Raw genomic sequence first — 18,303 nt, 5'->3', positions numbered from 1 at the left:
AAACATCGTAGAATTTAATTAAACCTATGCATTTAATAACACCCTCAGTTGGCGATTTAAGGCGCTATTAATCAAGAAGTTATCAACAATCACAGGCCGAGTCTCGTTCGGAGGTAACTTAGAGCATCAAGCTTGAGGTTCAAAGAGACGTAGTGGCTGCTGCCGAGGACAGTACCAAGAGGTGACGGAACAAAAGCATAATCGATATCACCGAAATCGAAACCGAGGCCCAAACCCATAGAGGTGCCTGAGAGGGGATTTCTGCCAAACCTCACACGCAGGTTGTCCTTATAGATAATCTCCAGGCCGCCCCGGAGTCGGGTGCCGATATTGCCGATAGCAATGTCGGTATTTCTTGTCTTTCCACTCAATGACATGACCACAGTAGCCATGGTATTGATCTTCACTGGCAATTTCTTAAGGACCATCGAATGGGCATCCCCCAACCTCACCTCAGGGGCAATCCGCTCCACCATACCGGAATCCCAGACGATCCACGAGGTAGTGACGTCCCGGACGGATATGCCGAAAACATTGTTAGGGAAAAAACTCCGAGTAGCACCGAAGTCAAAGCCCATACCCCAGCCGGAGTATTCTCCAAGCTGATGCATGAGAACTTTTACATTACCACCTAGCTTCCAATCCTTCCTCTGGGTGGCGAATCCCACCATGCCGGCCCACTGCGACTGATTGAAAAAGGTGACATTAGATGAGAGAACTCGCTCCGTGGGATCATCCAGAGAGCCCGTTTCGTAAAGTAGCGCATCGGTGGTTCGGGGGATTCCCTGGACTGCTTCCCTGATCACCACCAGTGACCATCTGGATGTAGGCCGCTCTTTCAGATCCACGCCGAGGATGTCGAATGTGACGGCGCCAGCGAACCGTTCCTGGTGAGCATAGACCAGGGATCGGGGACTTTTGCCGTGAAGGCGGGCCGGATTCCAGAGGATAGCCAGAGGTCCGGTGGCAGAAGCTACCTCCGCCTCGCTCAGCGCAATGGCCTTGGCGTCCCCCACACCGCGGAAAACCTGATTGCCGTACTTCACCCAGACGGACTCACCTCTCAAGGGGAAGAAAAAAGTTGAGATAATAAAGGAAAAAGTGATGAGGCGTTGAATTCTAAAGGCCATGGTCTTTCTTGATCTGAGCCAGGTTGGCCAGCGCTTCCATGGGTGTCATCTGGTCGGTGTCCATTTCGGTGAGTGCTTTTCGAAGTTGGGACTCCTGAATATTAAAAAGATCCATCTGGTCAGTGGGATCGAGGCTCACATCACTCTTTTGGAGAGGTTCATGAAGAATAAGCTTTTTCAGAATCTCCGATGCACGGGAGATGACTTCCTGCGGCAGGCCTGCCATCTGGGCCACATGGATACCGTAACTCTTGTCGCAAGGCCCCGGTTTAATCTTCCTCAGAAATATAATCTTGTCACCGGACTCCTTCACCGCAACGTTAAAGTTTGAAACCCGGTCTAACTGGTCGGCCAGTTCCGTCAATTCATGGTAGTGGGTGGCAAATACGGTCCTGGCCAGTGATTTTGGCGTGTTGTGAAGATGTTCTGTTATGGCCCATGCCAGGGAGAGCCCATCGAAAGTGGCAGTGCCACGGCCGATCTCATCAAAGAGTACCAGGCTTCGATCCGTAGCGTTGTTCAAAATATTGGCCGCCTCAGTCATTTCCACCATAAAAGTAGACTCGCCGCCGGCCAGATTGTCGCTGGCGCCGACGCGGGTAAAGAGCCTGTCCACCATACCGATATTCGCCTCTCGGGCAGGGACATAACTTCCCATCTGTGCCATGAGGACGATGAGCCCTATCTGCCGGAGATAGGTAGACTTCCCGGCCATATTGGGTCCTGTGATGAGGTGAATCTGACTCTCCTCCGTGGATATGGTGAGGTCGTTGGCCACAAACTTGTCGCCGGCGGATAGAAGTGTTTCCACCACCGGGTGACGGGAGTCGGTGAGCTCCAGCACTGTATTCCCGGTAAGCTGCGGACGAACATAATTTTTCAGTTTCGCCACTTCCGCCAAGGTTGAACTGACATCAATCTCGTTCATCAGTTCACCGTTTTGCTGGATGGCTGAAGCGTGACCCAAAACCCATTGGCGTAGTTCATTAAACAGTTTTGTTTCAATCTCCATAATTTTTTCTTCAGCACCCAAAATCTTCTCTTCATACTCCTTCAGTTCAGGAGTAATGAACCTCTCTGCATTCACAAGGGTCTGCTTCCGGATATAGGTTTCGGGCACTTTGTCTTGGTGTGTTTTGGTCACTTCCAGGTAGTAACCGAACACCTTGTTGTACCCCACCTTCAGGGACTTGATGTCTGTCTTTTCCCGTTCCTTTAACTGCATTGAGGCTATCCACTCTTTCCCTCCTCTAGCAATCTTTCTCAGCTCATCCAGTTCATCATCCACGCTATCAGCAATAAAATCCCCTTTGGCCATATTGGCTGGTGGTGAATCCACCAGGATCGAATTGATCTTCTCAGACACCTCAGTAACGTCAGCAAACCGGTCAGCCAGCTTGGAGACAGCGTCAGACTTGGACTCTTTCATCTCCGCTTGGAGATCAGGAATAAGGTTGAGTGTCTGCTTCAGACCGTTCATGTCTCGGGGAGTACCGACGCCGCGGCTCAGTTTGCCAAGGATCCGTTCCAGATCACCGACAGTGGCGAGGTGGCGGCGAAAATCTGAACGCAAATTTTCTTCGGTGAAAAAACCGTCCACCAAGTCGAGTCTATTTTCAATTGCCTCCTGATCGGTAACGGGTCTAGCCAACCGGCTCCTGAGCATGCGTGCACCGCCGGCAGTGACGGTCTCATCCAACACAGAAAGAAGCGTACCGTGAGTCCCCTGGGTAGCCAGGGAGGTGAACAGCTCCAGGTTTCGGATAGTGAAATTGTCTAGGCCCATTTCATTTTCTGGTCTGAGGGGAATGAGACGTGTAATGTGCCCGATGGCGGACTGGATATTGTGGGTCACGTACCGGAGAATGACACCAGCGGCGGTGACTCCGGCTGTCATTTCTTCACAGCCAAACCCCTTTAATGAAGCCACCTTAAAATGTTCAAGAAGGGCTGTTCGAGAGAGGTCGTGGTCGAACGTCCATTGATCCATCTCCGTTACAAAAGGATTTACTTTAGCCATCCAGTCTGACTTCGAAACTTCTTCTCTTTCCGACACAATGATCTCACTAGGAGCAAATTTCAGGAAGAGATCCCGGACTGTCTCGCCGCTCCCTTCCGCCAAAAAGAATTCACCTGTGGAGAGATCGAGAAATGAGAGTCCCACTGTACTGTCTGACCTGCAGACGGCTGAAAGAAAATTATTCTTGGTGTGCCCTTTATCGTGCGGCGATGCCGTGCCTGGCGTTACCACCTCTACCACTTCTCTCTTCACGATTCCTTTGGCCAGTTTTGGATCCTCCACCTGCTCGCAGATGGCGATACGCTTACCGGCCGCCACCAGTTTCGGTAGATAGGTATCTAGGGCATGGTGAGGAAATCCGGCCAGGGGTACTTTGGCCGCGGCACCATTGGCCCGTTTTGTAAGGGTGATGCCGAGAATTTTTGAAACATCCTTGGCGTCGTCATCGAATGTTTCAAAAAAATCACCCATGCGGAACAGAACAAGGCTCTCCTTGTGCTGGTTCTTCACGGCGTAGTACTGCTTCATAAGGGGCGTCATGCTGCTTTCTTTGTTCGCTTTCGTCATTAGAGAAAAACCCGCCTGTCGCCGTCTCGGTCGGTGAACCTCTGATTATCCAGGTATTCCAGCAGCGGAATGGCGTGTTTCCTGGATGTGTTGGTAAGCTCCTTGAATTGTCCCACGCTAAAGCTGCCGGAATCGCTGAAACTGCTTTTCAAGGCGTCCTGCAGATTATTCATCACTTCCTTGTGATACCACAGTTTGCTAGAAACCTGACACGTCTCACCCCTGTCCTTTAAAATGTGGAGCAGCGGAACAATATCGGTGCCGTTGGCTCCCGCCTTCTCAGCAAGTTCAGCGAGGACCGGAGGTGCGTAGCCGCTGGTCTTAAGAATATCCCTGAGCTTAAGGGTGATGGCCTCATCATCTTTGGAGAGGGTAACGGTATAGCCGCTCAATGTAATGTTCCCTGATTCCATCTGAACTTTAGACTCATCCTGTAGCCGGCCCGTGAGCCAATCAAAGAGGGGGCGGCTGAACCCCAGTGATTTTCTCAAATCTTCCCGCGGCACTCCCCGGCGGGTGCTCCGCTTTCTAAGTAACTCTTCTACCTTGGAAAGGTAGCTCTCCAACTGACCATCCACGACACTCTGGAGAGTAAGGTACGGCTCACCGGAATTGCCGAACTGGACGGTTTCCAGATGGCTACTTTCTTCTGTGAATTTTTCCAGGGAAACCTGCCACCGCCGCGTCCACTCCAACAGGGTGAGCGGTTCGGAAGCGGCCTGTTCAAAAAACTTTTCCAGCCGTTCACCAGATGATTTGTTGACTAACCCAGCAAGCCACGGCCGGGCCGCTTTAAATTGCACTGGCGGTGCGGGATCCACAACGGTTCCACCCCCGATGGTTTCTGCTGGTGAATAGAATCTGAGAATAAGTGAGTCGTCTACTGCTGCAGCCACTTCTTGTTCAAGTCTCACCAAGGCCACGGTGGTCTCACCTGCTTCACACTTTTTCTTCCCTTCTTCCACAAAAAAGATCCGCCCAAGCACCTCTTCTGTACCGATATGGAGCCTCACCCGCTGCTGGTGCTTTACCCGCCGTTCAGTTCTTTCCAATAGAGAAAACGATATGCCAAGAATCTTTGACGACTTCAGGAATCCTTTTTCAGCTAGCTGGGATCCCCGCTTCAGAGCCCCTTTTTCGATCTGGCTCAGGTTCACCGCCGCCCGATCCCCCAGCGCCACCTCATCCACAGACTCACCGTGGGATTGAAGACCGCGGACCTTGGCATGAGCCAGAGCCGGCAGAAGTTCCACATCAGCGCCGGACTTCAGAAATCCTCCCGTCACCGTACCGGTGACCACGGGTCCAAATCCTTTAATGGAAAAGGCCCGATCAGCAAAAAGCCTGAAGAAGCCACGGTCCCGCCGCTCTTTGGATGCGTCTGAAATATTCAGGAGCGCGCTCCTCAATTGTTCTACACCCTCACCCGTTTCTCCGGAAACACGGGCAATGGGCGCCCTTTCCATGAATGACCCGGCTAGGAACTCCCTGATCTCCTCTTCCAAAAGATCGAGCCACTCCGGGTCGTCCACCAGGTCTATCTTATTCAAAGCTACCACGCCGGCAGGTACGCCAAGAATAGAGAGGATATCAAAGTGCTCCCGTGTCTGGGGCATGATCCCGTCATCGGCGGCGATAGTAAGAAGGGCTGCATCAATGGCGCTCACACCGGCCACCATATTGCGGATAAATTTTTCGTGCCCCGGCACATCTATGATAGTGATCTCATCAGAGAGGAAAGCAAAACCGAGATCGATGGTCATTCCCCGCTCCTGCTCTTCCCGAAGGCGGTCCGTGTCGGTGCCAGTAAGAGCCTTTACAAGTGTGGTCTTTCCATGGTCGATATGACCAGCAGTGCCAATGACGGTCTGGCTCACTTTGCCACTCCTTGGATGGCGTCGGAGAGATCTTTCATCTCAGCAGGCAACACCGCTTTCAGATCAATGGTGAATCTGTTTCCTTTAATATAACCGACCACAGGAAAATCCTGGGTTCTGAAACGCTTCGCCAGTTCAGTCGGTTTCACATTTTTCGCATCAAACCTGAGCGCAACACTTTCAATACTTTCCACCGGTAGGGACCCGCTCCCCGCTTCCACCATAGAGTCCACAACGGTGATGCCGAACTTCCGGACAGTGGCCTTGGGTAGTGATGCTAGCAGTTTCTGCCCTCGGCGCCGGAGGGTACTTCGGGGTGTTGTAAGCAGTTTGTGGGCCAGGTTAGTCCTGTTGGGTGAACCGTCAGTATAGCTCCGGAGCGTCCGCTCTAATAATGCCAATGTTATTTTATCGCAACGGAGTGCCCGATAGATGGGATTTTTGTGGAGTTTACTGATTAATGACTTTTTGCCGCAGACGAGACCCGTCTGGGGACCGCCCAGCAATTTATCGCCGGAGAAAGTGACCAGTCCAGCCCCCGAGTTAATCACATCCCTCACCACCGGTTCAGAGGGAAGAGAAAACTTGCTTAGGTCAAACAACGCCCCACTGCCGAGGTCCACAATGAGAGGAATCCGTCTCTTTTTTGACACATTGGCCAGTTCTGCCACGGACACTTCCTTGGTAAAACCTTCCACCCGGTAGTTGCTGGTATGGACATAGAGTATAGCTGCCGTCCCCGAGTTTACTCCCCTTTCATAATCGTTTAGATGTGTCCGATTGGTGGTCCCCACCTCCCGCATAACGGCTCCGCTTTTTTCGATTATATCTGGGATCCGGAAGGAGCCGCCGATCTCCACCAACTGCCCCCTGGAAATAACGACTTCCCTTTTATTCGCCACGGTATTGAGCGCCAATATGACGGCTGCTGCGTTGTTGTTCACCGCCAAGGCACTCTCCGCCCCGGTAAGGGAGGTCAGCAGTGTTGAAATGTGATCCAGTCGTTCACCCCGTTTCCCTGTTTCCAGATCAAATTCGAGAGCAGTATAAGTGGACACTTCCCGAGCCACGTCGATGGCCAGTTTGGGTGAAATAGGCGCCCGGCCCAGACCGGTGTGAAGGACAATACCGGTACCGTTAATGACCCGGCTGAGACCAGGCCGGTTGAGCCGGTCAATCTCAGCTAAAATCTTTAGAGTGATCTCTTTTTCGTTAGGGATTTGACGGCCGTTACGGGCACCGGAGCGAAGAGAGGCTAACTGTGCGCGAATCGTCTCCACCACCATTTGGCGCGGAAGTTGAACGCTTCCCCAGTCGATCCGATCCAGGACCGCACTCACGGAGGGAATGTCACGTAGACGCACAGGGCCACCTCATGACAGGAAAATAGAGGAAGGGTGAGTGAAAATCAAGGGAATATGAAATCATACAATTTTTCTGAGGTAAAGGGCCACCGCCACCGCCACCGCCATGAGGAGAGCAGTAAATAAAAACACAGACGGAACACCATAATTGACAGCAATGATGCCGCCGATTCCGGCGGCAAAGGAGCCAATGCCAAAACTTAAGAAAAAGGAGAAGCCGTACCCAATTCCCCGGGAGGGCGATGACGTGAATTCGGCAATCATGGCGTTACCTATAGGTTGATACATAAAGTGGACTACCCCCAGCATGAGGCCGCTCAACAGCGCCCATTCTCCGGGAACGTACCGGAAGGCGAGTAAAAGGGGAATATGAACGGCGCAGATCAAAATAAGAAGGCGGCACTTGTTGTACCGATCCCCCCACTTTCCCCCGATGAATTGACCCGGCATGCCGGCGATGAGGACTAACGTGGTAGCAAAGCCGCCGGTAATGACGCCATCCAGTTCTGAAAAGAGCTGCCCCAGTTTTTCGCTGAAAAAGACAGGCATGTAGGTGATGAACCCGGTAGAGGAAAGGCCGATAAGGGCCGCCACCACATAATAGACAAAGAGTGGTTTTAGACGGGTTTTAGCCGGTGCCGGCGCCCCATGAACGTCGGTCATGCCGTGCCGAGATGGGATGAGAACTGATGTAGCCACCGCCAAGAAGACCCAAAGTACTATCATGGTACCGTAGGCGTAACGCCAGTCCAGGGTGGTGGCAAACCACGCCGCCAGGAAAGGTCCCGCCGCCAAGCCTAAACTGCCCGCAATGCCGTGATACCCCATCCCTCGGCTGGTCTGGCGGATCCTTCGGGAAATGATAGTAAGCCCCGCCGGGTGGTAGATAGAAGCGGACAAACCCATGAGCATCATGCCTGCGGTCATGACAATTCTGTCAGGTGCCAGGATAATGACAAGTCCGGACAGAGCAGCGCCGATCTGAAAAACAAGAAGCAGCTGCCTTCCTCCCAACCGCTGTTCGAACCACCCCGCTGGCAAGGCGCCGAGACCGAACAAGAAGCTGGAAAACATATACATCCACCCCAGGGTGTCCAGCCCCACTCCGAACTCCTTCTGGAGCGTGATCATAATGGCGGGGAAGATGAGCATGCTGGCGTGGACGGAAAAGTGGGAGACGCCTGTCAGGGCCAGAACAATTTTCGATTCCCGTGTGAACATGCTAATCTCTCAATGGAGAGAGGGAACCAATATGGCTAAAGTGATAAGCTAGGACAGAGGCGTTAGCGCCTCTCCTTGATCCGGGACGCTTTACCCCGGAGTTTCCGGAGGTAATAGAGTTTAGCCCGGCGGACTTTCCCTTTGCGCACCACTTCGATGCTGTCAATGTTAGGTGAATGGAGGGGAAAAATCCGCTCAACACCAACGTTTGAAGAAATCTTCCTGACAGTGAAAGTGGCGTTGGTACCGCTGCCTCGCTTTGCGAGAACCACACCTTCGAACCGCTGAAGCCGCTCCCTGCCCCCTTCAAAAACCCTCACATTAACGCCCACAGTGTCGCCGGAATGAAAATCGGGAATGTTGTCCCGCTGGTGATCTGCTGAAAATTCGTGCGCCTGAGCCATTGTCCTACCTCACTTCAATAATTTTTCCTGATACTGTTCCCACAGATCAGGTCTGTTCTTTTTTGTTCTCAATTCTCTCTGTTCCTGACGCCAGGCGTCAACATTGGCGTGATGACCGCTCATAAGCACTTCCGGCACTTTTAATCCCTTCACTTCCTCTGGCCGGGTGTAATGCGGATGATCTAAAAGATCATGAGTAAATGAATCTGTGTTGGCGGACTCCTCATCACCTAGAACGCCTGGGATAAGTCTCACCACTGAATCGAGAATCACCATGGCCGGCAGCTCACCACCCGTCACCACATAGTCACCAATGGAAATTTCATCTGTCACCACTGCTTCTCTCACCCGTTCATCTATACCTTTATAATGGCCGCAGATAAAGGCGATACCATCCACTACAGACAGGTCTCGGGAAGTCTGCTGGGACAAAACCTGAGCCTGAGGGGACGGAAAAACGACCCTCAATCCATTATTGCCCTTGTAGAGCTCTTTCACCCGGTCCATGGCCTTCAGGATAGGCTCGGCCAGCATCACCATGCCGGTGCCTCCGCCGAAAGGATAATCATCGATCTGGCGGTGCTTTCCTTCGGTAAACTCCCGGAGATCGATCACATGATAGTCCACAATCTCCTTCTCACTGGCACGGCGGAGAATACTTTCGCCGATGACAGCTTCGGGAATGGCGGGAAACGGAGTAATGATAAAAATATGCATCACAGATCCAGAAGCCCTTCCATGGGAAAGATGGTAACGGTCTCGGAGTTAAAGTCAATCTTACGGATAATCTCCGGCACCCCCGGGATAAGAATTTCCTTCCCTCCCGAATCGATGGCGTAGACATCCTGCCCCGGCATGGGCATAATGTCGCTGAGGATCCCCACGGGCTGACCATCTGTAGTGATCACCAGAAAGCCGACAACTTCCTCCGGCAGGATCTCATCTTCACCTGCGGGGGCGAAAATTAGTTTACCCACCAGGTTTTCGGCATCTTCCCGGCTGGCGTTGCCGATCACCCTGTAGCGGATCAGCTTACCGGACTTTGCCACCGGCGAAAGGCGGATGTCTTCCGCCGCCTCTGGATGTTCTCCAATAAACAAAAAGTCTTCCTGCGCGTAATGCTCAAACCGGGAATCGAGGGGGTAAACCTTAACGTCGCCCTCCAGACCAACTGCCTTCACAACCTTTGCCGCTGGTTTGAGTCTTTTAGCCACTAGTCTCCTCAATGATTTCCATCATGGCACGTTTGCCGCCTTCTTTGGCTGTAATGGCGGAAATGAGGGTTCGAAGAGCCGTAGCAGTTCGGCCGTGACGGCCGATAATCTTGCCAACGTCCCCATCACCAACACGCAATTCATAAATGACCATTCTTTCTGTCTCCACTTCAGTAACGATCACTTCATCCGGTTTATCTACCAGTTCCTTTACAAGCTGCTCCAGTAACTTCTTCATAACAGCCTCCTCTTGTGTGCACAGCCAGCCGCCTCACCCACTTTCCTATTTGACTACTTTTCTTTTTCACTCTTTTCTTCAGATTCCGATTCTGCTTCATCAGCTTCAGCGGTTTCCTCTTCCTCAGACTCTGGTGCGGCTTCCCCCTCTTGTTCCTCTTCTTCTCCCGAGTCTTCAACAATTTCTTCTTCAGCTGCCGGCTCCTCTTCAACAGCCTTTTCTTCAGCTTCTTCCGTAGTTTCCGCTTCAGCGGCCTCAGCAGGATTCTCAGTTGTCCCTTCTTCTACTGGGGCCTCTTCGGCTTCCTCTTCTGCTACTTCTTCACTTTCAGCTTCGTCAGCGGGTACCTCTTCATCAGCTTTCTCTTCAGCAGGTTCCTCAGCTATTTCATCTTCTACTGGAGCCTCTTCGGCTTCCTCTTCTGTCTCGTTCTCAGCTGCCGGCTCCATGTCGGCCTCATCAGCTGTTTTTTCTTCAGCTTCTTCCTGCGGTTCCACTTCTGCATTTCCAGCTTCTTCTTCTGCTACTTCTTCACTCCCTGCTTCTTCAACGGCCGCCTTTTCATCAGGTTTCTCTTCAGCAGGTTCTTTTGCTGCTTCCGTCTCTTCTTCAGGCGCTTCCTTCTTTTCCTCCGTAGCTTCAGCTTTTGCCTCAGCAGCTGCTTCTTCTACGGTGGCCTCTTCCTGACTGTCCGCATCGGTGGTTACGGCATCTTCCTTGGCAGCATCCTTAACATCTTCCGCCGGTGCCTTTTCTGCCGGGGCTTTTGCAGCTTCCATCTCTGCTTTTTTCTTGGCCGCCTTCTCCACCTTTTTCTGCGCTGCCTTCTCTGCCTTGGTCTTCAGCCGCTCATCGCGATCCATGCCCCACTTCTGAAGTTCGTAGTCAATTGCTTTGTCATCCAGCCCCTGCTTCTTCAGGTGCATTCGGTAAAGGATGCCCTCCTGCTTAAGCAGGTTTCGGACTGTATCTGAAGGCTGGGCCCCCTTCCCCATCCATTCGATGATCTTTTCAATGTTCAGTTCGTAATTCTTCTCAGCCTGCTGAATGGGATTATACCACCCAAGCTCCTCGATGGGTCTGCCGTCTCTACGCTTACGCGAATCGATGACCACCACCCGGTAATAAGGTCTGTTCCGTCTGCCCATACGCTTCATTCTGATTTTAACAGCCAAAATAGTCTCCTTCAGTTAATGTATAAAAATGACCAACATCACACGATGTTATCGCTGATCGAGTTGATTATAGCATAGAAAGTTAGCTTTTTTCTGAGAAGAGAGGAAAAGAAAAACGAAGATTAATAATTCAAAAAAAACAGAGTTTTAGCTCTGAAAATCAGAAATCTCCCCCCACCTGCCTGAGGTCGATCTCTTCAATCACTGACCGCCCTTCCTGAGCAATGGCGGCCCAGACGGCCTCCACCACATTGTCCACTGTCACCATCTGATCTCTTGGAAAGTCGAAGTCAAACTTGTCCCACCAAGAGGAGTCTACCGCACCTGGAAAAACTGAGGTGATCTTGATGTTGGACTTTCTCAGTTCAATACGAACCGTATCGGCAAAACCCCTGAGCCCGTATTTGGTGGCGGAGTAGCCGCTACCCCAGGAGAGGGCCCGCTTGCCGGAAAGAGAGTTGATAAAAAAGATGTGACCGGCCTTGACCTTCTTCATAAGCTTCACCGCCTCCTGTGTTGCCAGGAAGGCGCCAGTGAGGTTCACATCCATCATATTCTGCCACTCCTTCAAGGTGATCTCTTCCACCGCCTTGAAGGTCCCCACACCAGCATTGTTCACAAGTACAGCCAACTCGCCAACTTTAGACGCCTGGCTGAAGAGGCTCACCACTTCATTTCTAGCGGTAACATCGGTTGGGACGACAAGATACTCTCCCTCCGCTTCACTCACCAGATCGGCCGTCACACGGAGGTTCTGTTTACTCCGTGCCGCCAGAACAGTGGTATAACCCTCTGAGGCAAGTTTCACGGAAAGCGCCCGGCCGATCCCTTCCGAGGCGCCTGTGATAACTGCTACAGGTTTCCTAGGCAAGAAGTCACCAATCAGCCTGCGGCGATTAAGTTCAGTGCCGAACCGGCTTTAAACCATTCTATCTGTACCGGTGAAAAGGTGTGGTTTAGTTCCGTTATAAATGAGGTACTGTCAGAGTGGATTACTTTCAGAGTGAGAGGTGTGTTCGGGGAAAACTCTTTCAAACCGAGAATGGCCACCCGGTCATCCTCTTGAATTTCATCATAGGCGGCAGGGTCGGCTAAAGTAAAGGCAAGCATCCCCTGTTTCTTTAGGTTGGTCTCGTGGATACGGGCAAAGCTTCTTACAATGATGGCAATACCGCCCAGGTGCCTTGGTTCCATGGCAGCGTGCTCCCGGGAGGACCCTTCGCCGTAGTTCTCATCACCGAAAACGACCCACTGAAGGTCCTGTTTCTTGTAGTATCTCGCCACGTCGCTGAAGCGAATACTTGTTTCGCCGGAAAGACCATTTTTCCCTACGCCAGTTTCGCCGGTAAAGGCGTTCAGGGCACCAATAAAGAGGTTGTCAGAAATGTTGTCCAGATGCCCCCGGAACTTAAGCCACGACCCGGCCGGGGAAATATGATCGGTGGTGCATTTGCCTTTGGTTTTTAGTAGAACTGGCAGGTCCCTTAAGTCTTCACCGCCCCACGGTTCAAAAGGTGTAAGAAGCTGCAGCCGCTCGCTCACTTCATCCACTGCCACATCCACGGCGGAGCGGTCATCCGGCGGCGCCACAAAGCCGTCTTCCCCTGTTTCAAAACCGTTGGCGGGAAGCTCGTTTCCGGACGGGGGATCCAGGCGAATCTCTTCCCCTGCTTCGTTGGTAATCGTATCCGTAAGAGGATTGAAAGATAGACTCCCTCCCAGCGCCATGGCCGTCACCAGCTCCGGCGAGCCGATGAAAGCGTGGGTGGCAGCATTACCATCGTTCCGCCGGGCGAAGTTCCGGTTGAAGGAGGTGATGATACTGTTTTTCTCTCCTTCTTCCTTGTCCAACCGGTTCCACTGGCCAATGCAGGGGCCGCAGGCGTTTGCCAATACAACACCGCCTATATCTTTCAGGTCATTCAGCTGGCCGTCCCTCTGGATGGTGGCACGTATCTGCTCCGAGCCGGGGGTCACCAGAAGGGGTGTCTTTGCTTTTAAATTATTTTCTTTCGCCTGGAGGGCGATATGGGCGGAGCGCTCAATATCTTCGTAGGACGAATTGGTACAGCTGCCGATAAGGGATACGGAGATCTCATCGGGGTAATCTTTCTCTTTCACCTCAGCTGCCATGGCGGAGATGGGCCTGGCCAGATCCGGTGTGAAGGGCCCCACCAAATGGGGTTCCAGGGTAGAGAGATCAATCTCGATCACCTGGTCGTAATAATTTTCAGGATTCTGTTCAATTTCAGGATCGGCTTTCAAGTGGTCATTCACCGATTCCGCCTGCTCCGCTACGGTGGTTCTTCCTGTAGCCCTGAGGTAGGTAGCCATGCGATCATCAAAGGGAAAGAGAGAGGTGGTGGCACCGATCTCCGCACCCATGTTGCAGATTGTTCCTTTACCCGTACAGGAGATAGACTGAGTCCCGTCGCCGAAATATTCCACGATGCGGCCGGTACCGCCTTTCACTGTCAGGATACCCGCCAGTTTCAGGATCACATCCTTTGGGGAAGTCCAGCCGCTCATGGAACCCGTAAGCTTCACGCCGATGACGCCGGGAAAGGAGAGTTCCCACGGTATGCCAGCCATGACATCCACCGCATCAGCACCGCCCACACCGATGGCCACCATGCCAAGACCGCCAGCGTTGGGCGTGTGTGAATCAGTTCCTACCATCATGCCGCCGGGGAAGGCGTAATTCTCCAACACTACTTGGTGAATAATGCCCGAGCCAGGTTTCCAGAAACCGAGACCATACTTCTGAGAAACAGATTTTAAAAAGTTATAAACTTCATTATTTTCGTATTTAGCCTGCTTTAGATCATCTGATGCTCCAAGTTGTGCCCGGATGAGGTGATCACAATGAACAGTACTTGGTACGGCGGTGTCGGATCGGCCAGCCTGCATGAATTGCAAGAGTGCCATCTGGGCCGTGGCATCCTGTAGGGCCACCCGGTCAGGACTAAAATTGCTATATGTTTTGAGACGTTCCGGAGCAGCGGTGAGCGGCTTATCAAGATGAGCTAGGAGTATCTTTTCCGCATAGGTGAGGGGCCGATCCAGAAACTCCCGGCTGACGGCAACTTTTTCAGCGAAGGAGGCGTATACCGCCTGCATCATGTCAAGATCCTTCGGTTTTCTGCTCGTTGTCATACTGTTCAGACTGCCTTTCCAGTGGTGGTTCAGTCAAAAAAGGTGGTGTTGGCTCGTCTAAGATGCCGTTGGAAATTACGGGCACCGGTGCGAAATTTCAATTTCATTCGCCCCTCTCAGGGTGGCTTTGATACAGTGAATTCAACAATCTCTCGCGGGATACTCATCACTACCGTCGCACTCATCTGCGGCACTCTGTTCGGCCAGCACCCACTTGTCCTGGAAAATACCACTTCTATTTTGAAGTTTCGGGTCACCTTTACCGATCCGTCCAAAGGTTACGAGCTGGAGGATCAGTTTTTTACCGTGGGCCTCCCCTCCGCTTCACTGCCCAGGCTATCAATCACCCCTATCCGGACCACACCCCTCTCCGATCAACCGAATGTGAGTCCATATTTCTCATCAGCTGCCGGTTACGGCCGTTGGGAGCGGTTGGAGCGATACCGTAATCTGGATGTGGGAATTTTGCAGCTATCCCCTACCACCTCCAACAATGCCTCAACGGCAGCTCTGGAGTTGGAGGTGACGATCCACTTTTCCGGTACTGGTCAAAACACGCCGGTACTAGCACGGTCTGAAGAACTTCTCTACCGCTACCGGATCCTCAACTGGAAAGGGGCGAAATCGTGGGTGGCTAGAAAAATACCCGCCCGCCGCTTAGACAGGACCACTGACCTCACCGGCGACTGGTATAAGATTACAGTTCCTGCTGACGGGATTTACGGCATCACCGGTACAGCCCTCTCCGAAGCGGGAATGAATATTGCGACTGTGATTCCTGACGCTCTCCGGATGTTTACCAACCCCCGGGGCGGCAGGCCGTTGGAAGATTTGGTCGCTCAGCCGGTGCCGAACAACTTGACGGAAGTGGCCGTCCATATTGACGGCGGCGGTGACGGAACAATCCACGAGGCTGACGAGGTGGTGTTCTACGGTCGTGGTCCCCGGGGTTTCGATACTTTGGAGAACAGCACCGTCACCTACAACCAGAACCCCTACACCGATCTGAATGTTTACTGGCTCAATATCCCCCAGGACGTGGATATCCGCGGCAAGCGGATCGAGACGGTGGACGATGAGTTCAGCGAACCTGTGGTCATCGAATACGGTACCGCTTACAGCCATGCAGAAAGCGATGAAGTGAACCCCTTTGAATCGGGTCTGCTATGGGTAGGACCCGGTGTGACGCGGCAGCAAACACTATCGGCGCCCATACAACTGCACCACCCGCGACTGGAGATCACCGCCACAGCGGACATTTACCTATTCGGCGGCACCTCTTCAGGAGCCGAAGGGTTCCCGGCCCACCTTCTTGAGATCCACCAGCGCAGCGTGGCCGATACCCTTTTGAAAACATTAGCCTGGGCCGGCATGACCACCAAGAACGCCTCTCTGGACCTGGATGAATCGCTCTTTACCCACGGTTCCAATTTTCTCCTATTTAGTAACACCACCACCGATGGCCTCTCCAAAGTTTTTCTCGATTATATCACGGTACGGTACGGAAGTGATCTGATCTGGGAAGGTACTCAATTCGAATTCTGGGCGCCGGCGAATCTGGCCATGGTTAGGTTCATGGTGAGCCAAGTGAACTCGGACATTGCTGTCTGGGACATTACAGACGTTCACTCGCCCGCTGATCAGGATGTGGTGCTGAGCGGAAACAGGGGCTATTTCGAAAAAACACTCTCATCAGCCGGAACTGAGCGGTTCATTGTATACAACAAGACCGAAACATTGGATGTGACAGGGGTGGTGAAAATTGATGACCAGAGCTTCTCCACACTCCGCACATCACTATCCGGCATGGACCATATCATCATTGCGCCGGAGGAGTTTCTCACCTCTGCGGAGAAGCTGAAAGAGCACCGTGGAACCTCCACCCTAGCGACCCTCCAGTCCGTGTATGATGAATTTTCAGGCGGCGTTACGGACCCCCGGGCCATCAGACTGTTCCTTAAATGGGTCAAGGAGAACTGGACCGCTTCCTCAGGGAGTGGTTTTCCCTCTTATGTTTTACTTTTAGGCGACGGCGATTATGACTACCGGAACATTACTGGCAGCGCCACCAACTTTGTACCCACATTCCAGTCCGGCTCCAACGGTGTCACTTCAGCCGATGACCGGTTCGCATATTTGGACGGCATGACGCCGGAGATGGCCATAGGGCGCCTCCCCGCCGGATCGCTTTATGAAGCGGAGGTGATGGTGGACAAGATCATAGGATACGAATCGGAGCCGGAGATAGGCCTCTGGCGCAGGCGGGTAACACTCATCGCCGATGACTTTGCCCGGCCCAACTTCGGCGCCCTGGAACTATCCCATACGAAAAATAGCGAAGAACTGTCAGGAATGATCCCTCGGGCCTTGGAGGTGCGCAAAATTTACATGGAAGATTATCCAGAAATCAATGACGGTTCTCAGTACGGCGTCACCAAGCCCGGTGCTTCCGAAGCGCTCTTTGATCTACTCCATGAGGGGACAGTCCTTTTGAATTACATCGGGCACGGCTCGGCCTACCAGTGGGCACAGGAGGGGCTTCTTTCCTCTGCTCGGGGTGATATGGCGTCCATCCAAACGGGAGACCGCCTCCCCATCTGGCTGGCGGCCACCTGCAGCTGGGGCAGGTACGACAATGTTGAAGGGAGCGCCATGAGCGAGGAGATCCTCCGAGCACCGGCCAATGGTGGTGTGGCTGTCATCTCCACCAACGGACTTATCACATTCTCAGCTAACAGAAGTTTTATCCTGAAACTTTTCGGCGCTTTCTTCCCCGACACCACCGTAACGGACCTATCCCTGGGCGTTATCTACAATAGCATCAAGGACGGCTCCCGGGGCTCTGAAATGTTTCACCTGCTGGGCGATCCGGGGTTGAAAGTGGCCCTGCCATCCAAGTCCGCTGAAGTAACTTCCGTGATGCCGGATACCCTTGTTGCTCTACAGACAGGAAGTTACGCCGGAACGGTTTCGGGTGAAGCCCCCGGTGCAGGCGAAGGGTTTATTACTGTAAACGACGCCCAGCGGCAGGTAACACGGCATTATGAGTTGGACAACTATTCTGAGGATGTTTCCTATACCCTTCCTGGCAACACGCTGTTCCGGGGACATCTCTCTTTTTCCGGCGGCGCTTTCAACGGCACCTTCATCCTCCCCAAGGATATCAGCACCGCTGCCACAGGAGGCAGACTTTCCGTCTATTTATACGGCCCGAAGAGCAACGGCCTGTGGGAGGGCCTCGGCCTGAAGGAAGGGCTCATTTTCAAAGGGGGTACAGAAAATCCGGTAGATCAGGATGGTCCACTCGTCTCCTTTGGAATGGAAAGTCGCACAGTTGAGACGGGCGACAACATACCGGGAAATGAGGATCTGATTGTCACCCTGTCGGACCCGCTGGGGATCAATGTAACAGGTGAGATTGGCCACGGCATCCGCCTCTGGAACGGCGAACAGGAAATGGACGCGGTGGACCTCACTAACGGCTTTGTTTACGATGAAGGAAGTCATACCAGTGGTTCGGTGAAATTTCCGCTCGCAAACGCCCCCCCGGGCGAAACAACAGTGACTGCGGAGGCGTGGGATAATGCCAACAACGCTTCCAGGGAGACCGTCACCTTCCGGGTCACCCTTGATGAAGAACTTAAACTCACGAACGTTTTCAACTACCCCAACCCGTTCAGCGACAAAACTCAGTTCGGCTTTGAGGTGAACCGGGAAGTCTTTGCGGAGATCAAGATCTTCACTCTGGCTGGTGAACTGGTGGCCCAGCTGGAACCGCTGGAATCTTTCTACGGCTATGCCCACATCGACTGGGACGGTCGGGACCAGTACGGTGACCTCATCGCCAACGGTGTCTACCTCTACCAGCTGAAAGTGACCACCATCGATGGCGAAGACGAAACAACCCACATTAACAAAGCAGCCAAATACCGCTGAA

Annotated in this window: 12 protein-coding genes and 1 pseudogene; 1 reads left to right on the top strand and 12 read right to left on the bottom strand. The window is 52.8% G+C overall.

Features of this window, described 5'->3' with window-relative positions:
- Window positions 1–89 precede the first annotated feature (89 nt).
- The 12 genes and pseudogenes from EYO21_05840 to EYO21_05785 all read right to left on the bottom strand — a co-directional run bounded on the left by EYO21_05840 (window position 90) and on the right by EYO21_05785 (window position 14,366).
- Entirely contained in the window at window positions 90–1,130 is a 1,041-nt protein-coding gene (locus tag EYO21_05840) for a hypothetical protein (protein ID HIB03329.1), read from the bottom strand.
- Entirely contained in the window at window positions 1,120–3,678 is a 2,559-nt protein-coding gene (gene mutS, locus EYO21_05835; GenBank protein ID HIB03328.1) for a DNA mismatch repair protein MutS, read from the bottom strand. The genes EYO21_05840 and mutS overlap by 11 nt, the downstream gene beginning before the upstream one ends.
- A gap of 38 nt (window positions 3,679–3,716) precedes the next feature.
- Entirely contained in the window at window positions 3,717–5,594 is a 1,878-nt protein-coding gene (gene selB, locus EYO21_05830) for a selenocysteine-specific translation elongation factor (protein HIB03327.1), read from the bottom strand.
- Entirely contained in the window at window positions 5,591–6,958 is a 1,368-nt protein-coding gene (selA, locus tag EYO21_05825; GenBank protein HIB03326.1) for an L-seryl-tRNA(Sec) selenium transferase, read from the bottom strand. The genes selB and selA overlap by 4 nt, the downstream gene beginning before the upstream one ends.
- A gap of 60 nt (window positions 6,959–7,018) precedes the next feature.
- Window positions 7,019–8,179 carry an MFS transporter gene (locus EYO21_05820; GenBank protein ID HIB03325.1) on the bottom strand — a complete coding sequence of 387 codons (1,161 nt, stop codon included), beginning with the start codon at window positions 8,177–8,179 and terminating at the stop codon, window positions 7,019–7,021.
- Window positions 8,180–8,241: 62 nt separating this feature from the next.
- Window positions 8,242–8,583 carry a 50S ribosomal protein L19 gene (locus EYO21_05815; GenBank protein ID HIB03324.1) on the bottom strand — a complete coding sequence of 114 codons (342 nt, stop codon included), beginning with the start codon at window positions 8,581–8,583 and terminating at the stop codon, window positions 8,242–8,244.
- A 9-nt stretch (window positions 8,584–8,592) separates the two neighbouring features.
- Window positions 8,593–9,300 carry a tRNA (guanosine(37)-N1)-methyltransferase TrmD gene (gene trmD / locus EYO21_05810; GenBank protein ID HIB03323.1) on the bottom strand — a complete coding sequence of 236 codons (708 nt, stop codon included), beginning with the start codon at window positions 9,298–9,300 and terminating at the stop codon, window positions 8,593–8,595.
- The gene (gene rimM, locus EYO21_05805; GenBank protein HIB03322.1) at window positions 9,300–9,809 is read right to left on the bottom strand and encodes a 16S rRNA processing protein RimM; all 510 of its coding nucleotides are present in this window, start codon (window positions 9,807–9,809) and stop codon (window positions 9,300–9,302) included. Before rimM ends, trmD begins: the two co-directional genes overlap by 1 nt.
- Window positions 9,790–10,035, bottom strand: coding sequence for a KH domain-containing protein (locus tag EYO21_05800; GenBank protein HIB03321.1), 246 nt, complete (start codon window positions 10,033–10,035; stop codon window positions 9,790–9,792). Before EYO21_05800 ends, rimM begins: the two co-directional genes overlap by 20 nt.
- 905 nt (window positions 10,036–10,940) lie before the next feature.
- Window positions 10,941–11,210 (bottom strand): annotated as a pseudogene (rpsP, locus tag EYO21_05795) (30S ribosomal protein S16).
- A 160-nt stretch (window positions 11,211–11,370) separates the two neighbouring features.
- Entirely contained in the window at window positions 11,371–12,096 is a 726-nt protein-coding gene (locus EYO21_05790; protein ID HIB03320.1) for an SDR family oxidoreductase, read from the bottom strand.
- The gene (locus tag EYO21_05785; GenBank protein ID HIB03319.1) at window positions 12,093–14,366 is read right to left on the bottom strand and encodes an aconitate hydratase; all 2,274 of its coding nucleotides are present in this window, start codon (window positions 14,364–14,366) and stop codon (window positions 12,093–12,095) included. Before EYO21_05785 ends, EYO21_05790 begins: the two co-directional genes overlap by 4 nt.
- Between EYO21_05785 and porU the strand changes: the two genes are divergently transcribed.
- Entirely contained in the window at window positions 14,256–18,302 is a 4,047-nt protein-coding gene (porU, locus tag EYO21_05780; protein ID HIB03318.1) for a type IX secretion system sortase PorU, read from the top strand. The genes EYO21_05785 and porU overlap by 111 nt on opposite strands.
- Window position 18,303: the final 1 nt, after the last annotated feature.

Source organism: Candidatus Neomarinimicrobiota bacterium, from assembly GCA_012964825.1.
In the GTDB taxonomy this organism is placed as follows: Bacteria; Fidelibacterota; Marinisomatia; order Marinisomatales; family S15-B10; genus UBA2125.
The sequence above is the reverse complement of the archived record's forward strand: the minus strand, read 5'-3'. Positions and strand labels throughout refer to the sequence as shown.